This is a genomic window from Betaproteobacteria bacterium (assembly GCA_016720925.1).
Classification (GTDB): Bacteria; Pseudomonadota; Gammaproteobacteria; order Burkholderiales; family Usitatibacteraceae; genus UKL13-2.
Genome location: JADKJR010000014.1, coordinates 13,646 through 28,486, shown reverse-complemented (window position 1 = coordinate 28,486; position 14,841 = coordinate 13,646). Strand labels below are relative to the sequence as shown.

Here is a 14,841-nt window from a genome sequence, read left to right as displayed (position 1 = left end):
ATAGAAGTTCCCCGAAGCGATACACAAGCACTGGCGAGCCGCTCAGGGCAAAAATGGCTGGAAAAGCGCACCAGTGCTAGTGTTTTCATTTCGGATGGCGTCGAGATGGCAGCCAGGGAGTATCAAATAGCGCGAATTGAAACGTCAGATCAGGTTGTCCGCAATATCGGTTACACAGGAACCAGGCAAAGTAAAAAATGGAACTGTTTGCCCTAAACGAAGAAGTCACTGCCCTCGAGGCCGCGCTGTCGCGGTTCGACGGCGTCGCAAGGTTGCCGTTGTTGATCCCATTGGCGTGGCAGTTGCGTCAGCGCGATCACAAGCGGGCGCTGCTGCTGGCCGATGAAGCCGAAACGTTGCTGCGCGGTGAAAGTATTGACGACATCGAGCGCCAACGTGGCATGGCGCGCCTGCGGTTGGTGCGCGGCGAGTTGCGCTGGCTGTTTGGCGACTTGAACGCCGCGGAAAATCTTGCGAACGCCGCGATCGCGACCTTTGAACGACTGGGAGATCGCATTGGCGCGGGCGACGGCAAGTGGTTGCTGACGCACGTCTGTGTGGAGCGTGGCGACATGCGGCAGTCTGATGAGTGGCTCGATTCGGCCATCGAAGACTACCGTGCCTGTGGTGACACGTCGCGGGTCGATGCCGCCACCGCGCGCAGCCTGCTGAACGCGGCCTTCACGGATGCGCACGCCACCGCCGCGCGCCTGTCGCAGGCGTTTGATCCCGCGGTCGAGCATGGCGCCGCGATCGAGGCATGGGTGGCAAGCGCACGTGCCATCGTCGCCGTCAACACCGGCGACAGCGGCGCCGGTATCAAATATTTCCTGCACGCGCATCGCATGGCGATGGCATGCGGACAAATCCGCCTTGCGGTGGTATCGGTCAGCAACGCGGCGGATACCATCGGCACGCTGGGCGATCTTGATACCGCGCTGGAATGGGTTGAAAGCGCCCTGGTGCTGGCGCGCAGCAATGGCTGCCCGGGGATGCTGGGGCTTCCCCTGATGCAGGCCGGAAACATCCTGCGCATGCTTGATCGCCATGCCGACGCGAGGGCAATGCTGTATGAGGCGCAGGCGGGGCTGGAAGGGCTGAAAAATGCTCAATTGCTTGCGATTGTCTCGGAGTACCTGGGGGATTTGTTGCTCGATATCGGCGAGCCGGAAGCGGCGCTGGGTTACTTTCTCCAGGCCGAAGAATATTATGCGGCCGCACTGGAGGGGCCAAGCCCGCTGTTGCGGTGCTGGCGCGGACAAGCGGATGCCTTGTGCCGTTTGGCGCAGCCGGAAAAGGCAAGCGCCAAACTGGGCGCGGCGCTTGCGTTGGCGAATCAGGAAGGCATTGGCGTCGAACAAATCAGGATTCTTCGCGTGTATGCGGACCTGTACCGTCAGTCCACGCTGCCCCCGCCTGATGGAATGTCCGCGCCCGGTGCCACTTTGCACTATTTGAAACAAGCGATGGCGACCGCGGCTGGCATCGAAAATTACATTGTGCCCAGCGAGCTGCTCGATGAAGTGGCGAGCGCATATGCGGCCTGCGGCGAATACCAAATGGCCTACGACAACGGCAAGGCGGCGGCGCGCACACGGGACAGCCAGCGCCTGAACGATGCCCGCAACCGCGCCATCGCCATGCAGGTGCGCCAGGAAACCGAGCGCGCCCGCGCCGACGCCGAACATCAACGCCAGTTGGCGGAGACCGAAGCCAGGCGGGCGGCCGCCTTGCAGGAGTCAAGCGCCACGCTGGAAACGCTGGGCCTCATCGGTCGCGAGATTACCGCCAGCCTGAATGCCGAGGCGGTTTACGCGACGCTCTACCGACATGTGAATCAGTTACTCGATGCCACTTTATTCTCCGTCTACCTGCTTGAACGCGACAGCCGGACGCTGCACGGCGTGTTTGGTATTGAAGACGCGCGACCGTTCCCGTTGATCCGGATATCCGTCGACGATGCGATATCACTTTGCGCACGATGCGCGCGCGCACGGCAGGAATTCGTCATCGACACGGCGCCGGATGCGGAGGACCCCAATCTTGTTCCCGGCACCTTGCGTACCTTGAGTTCGCTATTCGCACCCTTGATGATTGGCGAGCGCCTGCTGGGGGTGATGTCGATCCAGTCGATTCAGTCTCACGCCTACAGCGAGCGCGAACGCTCGATATTCCGTACGTTGTGCGCCTATGGCGCGATCGCGCTCGACAATGCCGCCGCCTATTCCTCGGCGGAGAGTGCGCGGCAACAGGCGAGCTGCGCGCTGGAAGAGTTGCGGCACACCGAGGCGATGCGCACCAAGGCCGAAGCCGCCCGCGCTTTCCTCGAAACGCAATTGCGCGAATCACAAAAAATGGAAGCCATTGGCACGCTTGCCGGCGGCATCGCGCATGACTTCAACAACATCCTTGCGACCATCCTCGGCAACGTGGAGTTGGCGCGCCAGGACATGAGCGCCAGTTCGCTCGCGCTGGAGAGCCTCGCTGAAATCCGCAAGGCCGGCAGCCGCGCGCGCGACCTGGTGCAGCAAATCCTTTCCTTCAGCCGCCGGCAGCCGACCGAGCGCAAACCGATCGCGCTCGCGCCCGTCATCGAGGAATCCGTGCAGCTACTGCGTTCCACATTGCCGGCACGCATTGAAGTCGATGTGCATTGCGACGCGGACCTGCCCACCGTACTGGCCGATGCCACGCAAATACAGCAAGTGCTGATCAACCTCTGCACCAACGCCATGCACGCGATAGGTGAACGCCCCGGACGTATCGGCATTCGCCTGGACGCATTGATGCTCGACAATACGTTGATGCAGGCCCACCCGGCGCTGCACGCGCTATGCGCCAGGCAACCCTGTCACGCCGTACGGCTTGCGGTCAGCGACGATGGCTGCGGCATGGACGCCGCCATGCTCGAGCGGATCTTCGAACCTTTCTACACCACGCGGCAGGTGGACGAAGGTACCGGACTCGGACTGTCGGTGGTGCACGGCATCGTGCAGACACATGAGGGCGCGATCATCGTCGAAAGTCAGCCCGGCAAAGGATCGACCTTCACGGTCTACCTGCCCGCCACCGTGGCCGCGGAGCAACCGCTACCGAAAATGCAGATGCCCGAGGTGAGTGCGCCGGCCAGCATTGCGGCCGATGCACATGGCGGCAAACACATTCTCTACCTTGACGACGACGAATCGCTGGTGTTCCTGGTCTCGCGCTTGCTCGAGCGCAGCGGCCACCGCATCAGCGGCCACACCGATCAGCGTGAAGCGCTGGATGCACTGCGCGCCGATCCGAACGCATTCGACCTGGTCGTGACCGACTACAACATGCCCGGCATGTCGGGGCTGGACGTGGCGCGCGCGGTGCGCACCATCCGCGCGGATCTGCCCGTGGCGATCGCGTCGGGATTCATCGACGAGACGTTGCAATCGCAGGCGGAAGGCGCGGGCGTGCGGGAACTGATCTTCAAGGCCAATGCGGTGGAAGAGTTGTGCGAGGCGTTTGCGCGGCTGGCGCAGGCGGTCGGAAAGAAACGATGAACACTGCAGAGGTAGTTGCTGACAACTTCCCTTTGCGCTGATCCGGTTTACGCACAATCGCGTTGACTCCTTTGATCATTGTGCCCGCTCGCCCCGTCGACAGACGCAGGGTGAACGGGAATGGGGTTTGGATACTATCGCGAACATAGAACACTAGCGCTGGCGCGCTGTTCCGGCTACTTGTGCCCTGCAAGGTGCGCCAGCGCTAGCGCTTTACTTTTTTTGCCAACGGATGACTTTAATCAAAACATCTATCGCCCATTCACATAACGTTCATTAGAGGAATGTCGGGCATATACTTTTCTTCGCGCGTATTATTGATTTAGGCAATATCAGCAAGGCGGCATCAGGTTGGCGTCGGCGGGAGAATGCCGGCATTGTCAGGGATGCTTACGTCGCGTGAGTGCATCGATTGCCGCTAGCTCATGTCCCCGCCAAGGGACAGGGCTGAGCATGGGGAGGGAGGCGATCATGGCAACCGAGAAAAAGAACAAAGCCCGCGGCAGCGCCAGGTCCAAATCAACGCCAACGCCAACGCCAGTCGTTAACCCGCCGCCCAGACCCCGACACGTCCCCCCGCCACAGCAGGCGGCCAGCGTCGGGGCTAAGGAAGCCGAATTAAATATCAATGCCGCCGATTTTCCCGTCGTTGGCATCGGCGCGTCTGCCGGCGGGTTGGCGGCATTCGAGGCGTTCTTCTCCGCCATGCCCGCCGGCACCGAAACCGGCATGGCCTTTGTACTGGTACAGCACCTGGCGCCGGACCACAAGAGCATGCTCGCGGATTTGATCCGCCGCCATACAAACATGCGCGTGTTCGAAGTTGTGGACGGGATGGTTGTGCATCCCGATTGCATTTACATCATTCCGCCTAACCGCGACATGGCGATGTTGAATGGCGCCCTGCAATTGCTGGTACCGAACCAGCCGCGCGGGCAGCGCCTGCCGATCGATTTCTTCTTTCGCTCCCTCGCACAAGACCGGCACATATGGGCCATCGGCATCGTGCTTTCGGGAACCGGCAGCGACGGCGCGCTGGGCGTGCGTGCCATCAAGGGCGCGGGCGGCATGGTCATCGCGCAAAATCCCGAATCCACCCAGTTCGACGGCATGCCGCGCAGCGCAATCGCCACCGGCCTGGTGGATTACGAGCTGCCGCCGGCGGAGATGCCCGCCCAGCTTTTTGCGTACGCTACCCGCGCACTCCACCGGCACGTGCATCTCTCCCGTGCGACCATCAGCGCGAACGCGCTGCAGCAGATATTCATCCTGCTGCGGAACCAGATCGGGCGCGATTTCTCGCAATATAAGCCCAGCACTATCCAGCGGCGGATCGAGCGGCGCATGGCGGTTCACCAGATCGATTCGATCGATGCCTACGTCAGGTTTCTGCAGCAGACGCCGGCCGAAGTGGATTTGCTGTTTCGCGATCTGCTGATCGGCGTGACCTATTTCTTCCGCGATCCGCGCGCCTTCCGGGCGCTGGAGGAACAGGTCATCCCGAAGCTGTTCGCGAACAAACCATCGGGTGCGCTGATCCGCGTCTGGGTCGCGGGATGCTCCACGGGCGAGGAGGCGTATTCCATCGCCATCCTGCTGCAGGAGCGCATGCAAATGCTCAAAGCAAGTTATACGGTGCAGGTCTTTGCCACCGATATTGACAGCCGTGCGATTGCAGCCGCCCGGGCGGGCTTTTTCCCGGCGAGTGTCGCCAGCGACATCTCGGCGGAACGACTGGCGCGTTTTTTTGCGGCCGAACCCGACCACGCCGCCTACCGCATCCACAAGGGCATTCGCGACATGCTCGTGTTCTCGGTACAGGATGTCGTCCTTGATCCGCCGTTCAGCAAGCTCGATCTCATCAGCTGCCGCAATCTGCTGATCTACATGAGCGCCGAATTGCAGAAGGCGCTGATGGCCCGATTCCACCACGGGCTCAATCCCGGCGGCATGCTGTTTCTGGGCTCGTCCGAGGGGGTTGGCGACGCGGGCGACCTGTTCACCACGCTGGACCGGGACGCGAAGCTGTACCAGCGCAAGGATGATTCCCGTGGCACGTCACATGCAAGCCTCGGCCGTTTCCTGCCGCACGTGACGGCCATCGAGGCCGCGCTGCCGCGCGCCGCCGGTCATACGCCATTCCCGGTGAAACTTCCGCTACGCGAACTGACCGAGCAGTCGCTGCTACAGCAGATCGCCCCGGCCGCCGCGCTGGTGAATGCGCGCGGCGATATCCTCTACCTGCACGGCCGCACCGGCATGTATCTCGAGCCGCCGGCCCCGGGCGAAACCGCTGTCAGCAATATCCTGAAGATGGCCCGCGAAGGCCTGCGGCGTGACCTGACAACGGCGCTGTTCAAAGCCGCGGGCGGCAACGAGATCGTGCATGTCCCGGGTGTGCGCGTCAAAACCAACGGCCACGTCGCGACCATTGACCTGAGCGTCCGTCCGGTCGCGACCGGCCTCGCGCCTGCGCCCGGCGCGCTTCCCCTGGCGCCCGGCGCGCAACCCTTGGCGCCCTTGTATCTCGTTGTCATCGAGGAAGCCCCGGAGCCCGGCACCGCGCAAACACAAGGAACCGGCATGCCGCCATCCGCGCCGGGTTCCGGCGATGTCGCCACCGCCGCAGCCGAAGCCGAAGCCGCAACAGCCGAAGCACGCATTGATGCACTCACTCAGGAATTGCGGGCCAAGGATGAATACCTTCAAACCTCGCAGGCGCAGCTCGAAGCCAGCAACGAAGAACTGAAATCCCTGAACGAAGAAATGCAGTCCGTAAACGAGGAACTGCAATCCACCAATGAGGAACTGGAGACCTCGAAGGAAGAATTGCAGTCCACCAACGAGGAACTGGTCACCGTCAACACAGAGCTTCAAACCCGATTGGCGGATTTGTCGCGGCTCAACAACGATATGACCAACCTGCTGGCCGGCAGCGGCATCGCCACGGTCTTCGTGGATCGTCAATTGCGCATCCTGCGCTTCACGCCCAGTGCGTCGGAGCTCATCAATCTGATCGGGACCGACGTCGGCCGACCGCTGGGCCACATTGTCACCAACCTCGCTGACTACGACCGTCTGGTGCCGGATGCACAGGCGGTGCTGGACACGCTGACACCGGTGGAAACACACGTGCGGAGCAAGGCGGGATTATGGTTCACATTGCGCATCCGGCCTTATCGCACACTGGAGAATGTGATCGAGGGCGTGGTGTGATGACGTTCGTTGATATCACCGAAATGAAGCGCATCGAATTCGCGCTCGCGGACGCCAATGCGAAGGTACGCCTGGCGGCGGTGGTGCATGACGCGTATGACGCCATTACCGTGCAGGATCTGCAGGGGCGCATCGTTGCCTGGAATCCGGCCGCGGAGCGGGTGTATGGCTGGACCGAAGCCGAGGCCATGCGGATGAACGTCCGCGAGCGGATTCCGGATGCGCAGCGAAAGGATGAGCTCGCCAGGCTGCACGAACTTAGCCGGGCGGAAGTTTTGCAACCGTATCGCACGCAACGGATAGGCAAGGACGGTACATTGGTTGACGTGTGGATGACCGCCACCGCGCTACTGAATGAGGCCGGGCAGGTGTATGCGATTGCAACCACCGAGCGCGCACAGGACGGGAAACCTGCCCGGGAAAGTGGGCGCGATCATGAACAGCCAGATAGCAGGCCGCGAGCGCCGCGAAACTGCGGGCGCAAGCGGAAGCGATTGTCCGAGGAAATGCGGCGGCGCGGAATAAAGGGCAGGCCATGACGCCTGAAGAGACCGCGCGGACGCTGCACGAGCTTCACGTACATCAGGTCGAGCTGGAACTGCAGAACGAAGAATTGCGCCGCGCCCGGGCGGAACTGGATGCCTCGCAGGCGCGCTACTTCGAACTCTATGACCTGGCGCCGGTCGGCTATTGCACCATCGACGCGCAAGGCATTATCCAGGAAGCCAATCTTGCCGCGACGATGCTGTTGGGAGTCGACCGGCGCACGCTGGTTTCGCAGCCGATCTTGCGGTTCATCTTCAAGGAAGACCAGACCAGTTCTACCTGTTTAGCATACAGCCGTTCATGCCGGACGAGCCGCGTTCGCTTGAGTTGCGGATGGTGAAAGATAGTGGCGATCATTTGTGGGTGCGGCTGGCGGCGACAGCCGAGCCGCGCAGTGCGCGGAATGGCACGCATGGGGGCGCTCAAGCGGGCACCCAGGACGACGCAGGCGGCAAAGACAGCGCCACGGTACTTCGCGTGGTGCTGATGGATGTCACGGCCCGAAGGCAGGCGGAAGTGGCGAACGAGGCGCTCATCAGTGCATCGCTGGATGCCATCATCAGCGTCAATGAAGACGAACGCATTGTTGTCTTCAGCCCCGCGGCCGAGAAAATGTTTCAGCTTTCCGCTGCCGAGGCTATCGGGCAAACCATCCACCGTTTCATTCCGGCCCGCTTTCGCGAGGTCCACGATGCGCACGTACGCCAGTTCAGGCAAAACGGCGTTACCGCGCGCACGGACAGGCAGTTTACCCGGGTGAGCGCCCTGCGGTCAGATGGGTCGGAATTTCCGGTCGAGGCATCGATCTCCCATGCCGTGATCGACGGTAAACACTTTTTTCGGTGACGATGCGCGATATCAGTGAGCGCGAGCGTGCCGAGGCCGCGCGCGAAATCCTCGAAGCGCAACTGCGCGAATCGCACAAAATGCAGGCCATCGGCACGCTTGCCGGCGGTATCGCCCACGATTTCAACAACATCCTGGCCACCATCCTCGGCAATGTCGAACTTGCGTATCAGGATGCAAGCGCCAGTCCGCGGGCGCTGGAGAGTCTGGCCGAGATCCGCAAGGCAGGCGGGCGTGCGCGCGACCTGGTGCAGCAGATCCTGTCTTTCAGCCGCCGCCAGCCGACGTCGCTTGCCCGGACCGCGCTATGCCGCGTGGTTGATGAATCCGTGCGATTGCTGCGCGCGACGCTGCCTGCGCGTTTGATACTGGAAGTGCAGTGCGACCACGACGTGCCCGATGTGCTGGCCGACGCCTCGCAGATCGAGCAGGTCCTGATCAACCTTGCCACCAACGCCATGCAGGCGATGCGCGGCGAACCGGGGCGCGTCAAAATTCGTGTGGAATCCTGTCATATCGCGGAGGAGCATTACGCAGGGCACGAACGCCGATCCGGTGGCAATCGCGCACTTCTTCGCCCGGGCCGCTATGCCCGCCTGACCGTAAGCGATAACGGCCCGGGCATGGACGCGGCGACCCGCGCGCGCATTTTTGAGCCGTTCTTTACGACCAAGCCGGTCGGCGAGGGCACCGGTCTGGGCCTGTCGGTGGTGCACGGCATCGTGCAGGGGCATAAAGGCGCGATCACCGTTCACAGCCGGCTGGAAAAAGGCGCGACATTCACGGTCTATCTTCCGGCGGCAGAGGACGAACCGGTAGTGGCGGATCAGGCGGAAAAGCGACGCGGACCGCATGGCGGCTGCCGTCCCGCCGCCTGCTCCGGATGCAGGCTTCATTGCCAACAAGCATATCCTCTACCTCGATGATGACGAATCGCTGGTGTTCCTGGTGAAGCGTCTGCTGGAGCGGCGCGGCTACTTCGTCAGCGGCTTCACGGAGCAGCGGGAAGCGCTCGCCGCGCTGCGCGCCGATCCACGCGCATTCGACCTGGTGGTGACCGACTACAACATGCCGGGCAAATCGGGGCTGGACGTGGCGCGCGCGGTGCGCGACATCCGCGCGGACCTGCCGGTGGTGATCGCTTCGGGATTCATCGACGAGGCTCTGCAATCGCAGGCGGAAGGTGCGGGGGTGCACGAACTGATTTTCAAGGCTAACGCGGTGGAAGACCTTTGCGATGCGTTTGCGCGATTGGCGCAACTGGTTGGGAAGGGATCCTGAAATCCGCTGCGCTGCATCCGGGCTTCGGAACTTCATCAGACTGTCGAATCGTTCACGCTGTCAAATTTTCTTCGTTCGCCTTGGTATCGAAGGGCTTTGCGCATGCGGCCCTTCGATACCATGCGAACGGAAATCAAATGAACAGCACTGGCGCGAGGCCGGGATACTCAAAATACGCCGGAACAACGCAAAAAATCATGGCCCCGTGTGGGCCGCCCAGAACATTGCAGGCGTCATGACCGGGTAGCGATCAGCCAGTGCCAGCAAGTCATTGTCACCGGTAATGAGATAGTCAGCCCCTGACGCCCCGAGCGCTGCCAGCAACGTGTCCAGCACCGGTTGGTCTTTGACATCTCGCAAGTCCGGCTCATGCCCGGGCAGCGGCTCAATGACTTCAGCCTGAATAGAAAGAACATCGACCAAATCCTCGATCTCGGCCTGTGTCAAACCGTGACGGTGGGCCAGCCGCGGCAGTACCCGTCGCAACTCCTCCAGGATATAAGCCGACAGCACGACATCCACGGAGCCGAACCGCCACGCCGCCAGGATTTTTCCCGGCACACTCGCGGGATACGCAATGCCGGAGACGAGCACGTTCGTATCGAGTATTACCCTTAGCGTGGCCACGCCGGTTTAGCGCTTTTTGGCTGCCGCGCTGGTTCTCGCGCCGGTTGTCGCACGTGTGCGCGCCCGATCACGCCTGATGACGGCGTCGATTTCAGCGATTCCTTGCTCCTCCTGCACGTCCGCAAAGCCAGTCTCGATGCGTTTGCAGAGTGCGTCAAAGCGATCTTGCATGCGGCGAATGCGCTCGAACAACCGCGCATCCACGAGTGCGGCGACGGGCTTGCCATCCTTGTTGATCACCACGCTATCGTGCCGATACTGGACTTGGCTGAGCATTTCTCCAAGATTTTGCCGAAAGTTGACTGCGCTCGTTTCAGTGATCATGGGACCTCCATTGATATGGCCATATTGATCATTATGACCGAATGGATATGAGCAGTCAATGAACGATAGGTAGCTGGCGACCGTTATCGAACGCGGTTCATCCGTGAAGGTCAATGCTCCAAAGAGTTGCCATGGCACACACGGCCCCTGTTTGCGCTGTGCTCTATCCCGGCAACGAAACGACAAAACGCAAAGGCATCGCGATTCGCGATGCCTTTGAGTAAGTGCCCTGCGGTGTCGCCCGGTAGGAACGGGTTTCAGTGTGGCCTATTTCCAGCCGCTTCAGGTTCATTCGCATGGAACGATCACAACGGCGGCGTTACAGTCGTGGGCCTGTGTTAACTATTGCCAGGCACCGCAGGTATTCGTTTGACGTGGCCGATTGTTGCGTCGGGGTTGATTGGGCACGTCCTGTTTGAATCTTTATCGGCACGTGTGGCTGGAACTTGAGGGCGCAACGGTTTTGTCCCGTGCGTTGCCAATTTGTCGCGCAAGCGGGATGTACATCGACGTTGCTCGCATGGTTCGCGGAACAATGTGCGACGTGCATGGGCGTTTCAGAAATCCCTACGGAATGACGAGTGTTGAAACGCGGCGAAAGCAAAACGCCAGCACTGGTGCGGCGTTTCAGGCCATTATTGCCGGATAACCGCGCCAGTGCTGGTGTTTGGCCGCTAGAAATTTCGGGTTTTGAGAAATTCTCCAATGTGACGCGGAACGACAAGGATTCCGAAAAGGGGGCGGTTGACTCTTCGCGTAGCGTGACAACATCCGTTATGCGTGCGCATCGCCCCCTTAATTTTGGCGCGCAAATGCCGTTAACTGGATTGAGTCCAGGGTCGTGATCGATATGAAAGGCATGGCGATTTCGTCCCTGGAATTCTCGCGGTGAGCGCAACCAGAACCGTTGGAAGCGCGGACGATCCCCATCCGAAAATCAACTGAGCCAATCGAAGCAGACATGTTGCCCGTGGACAAAACAAATCAGAGCGCCCACTATGCATCGCCCGATCAACTGCGCATCGGCTTGTATGTATTCGTCGATCTGCCGTGGTTTCGCCATCCATTCACGCTGAACAGCTTCAGGATTTCCAGCGAAGAGCAGATACGTGAACTGCGGGCGCTAAAGGAGGATCGCTTTCGCTATGATCCGCAGCGGAGCGAAACCCCATCCGGTGACGCCTCGCCGGCGGGAATCGTCGAATCCCGCGAACCCCGTGTCGGTGATCGCGTCGCCGGATAATCGCGAGCCCTATACATCGATACCCGCACCGATACCAGCACCGATACGCGCCGGACCCGCGCGTGCTGGAGCTGCACGAGCACCGCCTCGCCATTGTGCGTACCGAGAAGTCGTTCGTGAAAGCGGTCGGCGTGGTGCGCAGGATGAACCGGAATCTGCTTTCTCAACCGCGCGAAACGCTGGAAGAAATGGGCGGGACTCGTCAATCAGATGGTGACGGTGTTTCTCGATCACCCGGAGGTGACGCTGCAGGTCATGGGTGAAAACTGTGGTGGGGAAGAGGTCTACCACCACAGCCTCAACGTTTCCATCCTTGCATGCTGCTGGTCAGGGAACTGCGGCTCAGCCGTGAGCAGGCGGGGCTGCTGGGCACGGGTGCCCTGTTGCACGACATCGGATCGATTGAAATTCCCGATCAGGTGCTGAAAAAAAGTCCCAGCGAACAAACGCAGCCGGAGCGCGACCTGCGCGCGAGGCACGTTGAATACGGAATGAAGATTGGCCGGCAGCTCGGGCTCGCGCCGGAAATGCTTTCGATCATCGAGCAGCATCACGAAATGGCCGATGGCACGGGTTATCCGCGCGGGCTCAGGCTCGAACAGATCACGCCGCTTGCCCGCATTGTTTCGCTGGTCAATTTTTACGACAACCTCTGCAACCCGGTCGATTATGCCCAGGCCTTGACGCCGCACGAAGCATTGTCATTCATCTTTGCACGGCTGAAAAACAAGTTTGACGTTGCGATCCTGCAGGTCCTGATCCATGCGCTTGGCGTGTATCCACCCGGTTCGATCGTCAGGCTTTCCAATGATGCCATCGCGATGGTCGTTTCGGTCAATCCGCACAAGACCTTGCGGCCCTGGGTGCTGCGCTATGATGCCGGCGTTGCGAGGGAAGACGCGGTTATGCTCAATCTGGAGTCGGAAAATGACCTCAGCATCAGCCGGGCGATGCGTCCCGCGCTGTTACCGCCACCGGTCTTCGCTTACCTGAGTCCGCGCAAACGAATCACCTACTTTTTCGATGGTGGTTTGCCGGACGCCGGAGGGCAAAAATGAGTCCCGCGCACGTAGACGCATTGCTCGACAACAGTAGCGGCATTCTGTTGCTCGTGGATGCATCCTCGCTTGCCATTGTCGAAGTCAGCAATCCAACGCTTCGCTTGCTGGGCTACCGCCGCGAAGATTTGTTGGGCCGGCCCATTACCGACATCGAGTGCTCGCTGGCGGATGCGTATTTCTGGGAGGAGGTGCTGAAAGGCAATCCTTCCGGCGCGAAACATGCCGAAGGCAGCTATCGGTGCGCGAATGGCGGCATTCTGCCGGCGACCAAAAATGTGTCGCGTGTCACCAGCGGCGGCAAGGGCTGGATGGTCGTTTGCGCCGAGCCGCTGGATTCCGGGCCGCGTATCGAAAATCAGCTCGCTTCCGTCGCGTCGCTTCTGCGGGCGACGCTGGAAGCGACGGCGGACGGGATATTGCTGATTGATCGTGCCGGCCGCATCGTCAATATGAATCACCGGTTCGCACGCATGTGGAGTCTGCCCGACGCGTTGCTGCTGGAGCACGAAGACAAGGCCGTGCTTGGATTCATGGCCGCGCGGTTTGCCAATGCAAATGACTACCGCGCACGTCTGGCGGACATTGTGCTGGATGGTGACGGCGAGACGTTTGATCTCCTGCAACTCGCGGACGGTCGCATCTTTGAACGCAAATCGACGCCGGCACATCAGGGCGCGCAAATATTCGGCAGGGTATTTTCTTTCACCGATATCACCGAGCGCAAACGCACGGAAGCAGCCCACGCGGCGCTGGAATCGCAACTGCGTGAAGCACAGAAAATGCAGGCCATCGGTACACTCGCCGGCGGCATCGCGCACGATTTCAATAATATTCTGGCGACCATCCTCGGCAATGCCGAGCTGGCCCGGCAGGATGTGAGCGCCAATCCGATGGCGCTGGAGAGCCCTCGACGAAATCCGCAAGGCCGGCTCGCGCGGCCGCGACTTGGTTCATCAGATCCTCTCCTTCAGCCGCCGGCAGCCCACGCGCGTAAGCCCATTGCGCTTGGCCCGGTCATCGAAGAATCCGTTCGCCTGCTGCGCGCCACGCTCCCCGCGCGCCTGGTTCTGGATGTGCACTGCGAAGCGGATATCCCTCCGGTGCTGGCCGACGCCACACAGATCCAGCAGGTCGTGATCAACCTCGCCACCAATGCCATGCAGGCAATCAACAACCGGCCTGGCCGCATTGGCATCCGCCTGGAAACGGTCATGCTGGACGCGGCCATGGCGGAAGCGCGTCCGCCATTGCGCGCACTGCATGAACGGTGCCCCGGCCGCATGGTGCGCCTCGCGATCAGCGACGACGGGCCGGGCATGGATGCGGTCACGCTCAGTAGAATCTTTCAGCCGTTCTTTACGACGAAGGCGGTGAACGAAGGCACCGGGCTCGGTCTGTCCGTCGTGCACGGCATCGTGCAAACGCACGACGGCGCGATCGTGGTCGACAGCAAGCCGGGATGGGGCTCCACGTTCACGGTCTACCTGCCGGTCGCGGATTCTCTGGTCACTGTGCCCGCACCGGACAAAGGTAATTCCATCGCAGCCATCACGGACAGCGTTCGCGACCGGCGTATCCTCTACCTCGATGACGATGAGTCGCTGGTGTTCCTGGTCACGCGCCTGCTGGAACGTCGAGGCTTCCGCGTCAGCGGCTACACCGACCAGCGTGAAGCGCTCGCTGCACTGCGCGCCGAGCCATCTGCATTCGACTTGGTGGTGACCGACTACAACATGCCCGGGATGTCGGGGCTTGGATGTGGCGCGCGCGGTACGCACCATTCGCGCGGACCTGCCAGTGGCGATCGCGTCGGGATTCATCGACGAGACGTTGCAATCGCAAGCGGAAGGCGCGGGCGTGCGCGAACTGATCTTCAAAGCCAATGCGGTGGAAGAGCTATGCGAGGCGTTTGCACGGCTGGCGCAATCGGTTGGGAATCAACCCCGGAATTCCTGAAGTCGGAATTCGTCACGACAGTCCTGTATCCATTTGTTTCCGGCTATGTGCTCCGCCGGAATTACCTGCTCGATTCCGTCAAGTTCCGCAGGACCGTCATTTCGGCGTGCATGCTTCTCGCCCTGGGTTTTTTGCCTTGCGAATGATCTGAATCAACTCTTTCGTGTGCTGTTGGACTATCTTAAGCTGGTATCAGTCTGCGCACATG

Annotated in this window: 11 protein-coding genes and 1 pseudogene; 10 read left to right on the top strand and 2 right to left on the bottom strand. The window is 61.0% G+C overall.

Features of this window, described 5'->3' with window-relative positions; all coding sequences use genetic code 11:
• The first annotated feature begins 197 nt into the window (after positions 1-197).
• The 6 genes and pseudogenes from IPP88_17205 (at position 198) to IPP88_17180 (ending at position 9,422) form a co-directional block, all read left to right on the top strand.
• A complete protein-coding gene (locus tag IPP88_17205; protein MBL0124383.1) occupies positions 198-3,533 on the top strand; it encodes a response regulator in 3,336 nt (1,111 codons plus the stop codon).
• Positions 3,534-4,004: 471 nt separating this feature from the next.
• A pseudogene (locus tag IPP88_17200) lies at positions 4,005-7,288 on the top strand (PAS domain-containing protein).
• A complete protein-coding gene (locus tag IPP88_17195) occupies positions 7,285-7,635 on the top strand; it encodes a PAS domain-containing protein (GenBank protein MBL0124382.1) in 351 nt (116 codons plus the stop codon). Before IPP88_17200 ends, IPP88_17195 begins: the two are co-directional and overlap by 4 nt.
• Positions 7,629-8,141 (top strand): PAS domain S-box protein, encoded by a 513-nt coding sequence (locus tag IPP88_17190; GenBank protein ID MBL0124381.1) that lies wholly within the window; start codon positions 7,629-7,631, stop codon positions 8,139-8,141. The genes IPP88_17195 and IPP88_17190 overlap by 7 nt, the downstream gene beginning before the upstream one ends.
• A 2-nt stretch (positions 8,142-8,143) precedes the next feature.
• Positions 8,144-9,067: a hypothetical protein gene (locus IPP88_17185; protein MBL0124380.1), complete on the top strand. Its 924-nt coding sequence runs from the start codon at positions 8,144-8,146 to the stop codon at positions 9,065-9,067.
• On the top strand, positions 8,994-9,422 hold the full coding sequence (locus IPP88_17180) for a response regulator (GenBank protein ID MBL0124379.1): 429 nt from the start codon (positions 8,994-8,996) through the stop codon (positions 9,420-9,422). Before IPP88_17185 ends, IPP88_17180 begins: the two co-directional genes overlap by 74 nt.
• Positions 9,423-9,617: 195 nt before the next feature.
• On the opposite strand, the gene IPP88_17175 is transcribed toward IPP88_17180, so the two are convergent.
• Positions 9,618-10,049, bottom strand: a complete 432-nt coding sequence (locus IPP88_17175) for a putative toxin-antitoxin system toxin component, PIN family (GenBank protein ID MBL0124378.1) — start codon at positions 10,047-10,049, stop codon at positions 9,618-9,620.
• A 6-nt stretch (positions 10,050-10,055) separates the two neighbouring features.
• Positions 10,056-10,373 carry a type II toxin-antitoxin system Phd/YefM family antitoxin gene (locus tag IPP88_17170; protein ID MBL0124377.1) on the bottom strand — a complete coding sequence of 106 codons (318 nt, stop codon included), beginning with the start codon at positions 10,371-10,373 and terminating at the stop codon, positions 10,056-10,058.
• A 970-nt stretch (positions 10,374-11,343) separates the two neighbouring features.
• On the opposite strand from IPP88_17170, the gene IPP88_17165 reads away from it, so the two are divergent.
• The 4 genes from IPP88_17165 to IPP88_17150 all read left to right on the top strand — a co-directional run bounded on the left by IPP88_17165 (position 11,344) and on the right by IPP88_17150 (position 14,779).
• A complete protein-coding gene (locus IPP88_17165; GenBank protein MBL0124376.1) occupies positions 11,344-11,616 on the top strand; it encodes a DUF3391 domain-containing protein in 273 nt (90 codons plus the stop codon).
• Between the two features lie 62 nt (positions 11,617-11,678).
• Complete coding sequence (locus IPP88_17160; GenBank protein ID MBL0124375.1) at positions 11,679-11,879, top strand: hypothetical protein; 201 nt, start codon at positions 11,679-11,681, stop codon at positions 11,877-11,879.
• Between the two features lie 54 nt (positions 11,880-11,933).
• Positions 11,934-12,674 carry an HD domain-containing protein gene (locus IPP88_17155; GenBank protein ID MBL0124374.1) on the top strand — a complete coding sequence of 247 codons (741 nt, stop codon included), beginning with the start codon at positions 11,934-11,936 and terminating at the stop codon, positions 12,672-12,674.
• Positions 12,671-14,779, top strand: coding sequence for a PAS domain S-box protein (locus IPP88_17150; GenBank protein ID MBL0124373.1), 2,109 nt, complete (start codon positions 12,671-12,673; stop codon positions 14,777-14,779). Before IPP88_17155 ends, IPP88_17150 begins: the two co-directional genes overlap by 4 nt.
• Positions 14,780-14,841 lie beyond the last annotated feature (62 nt).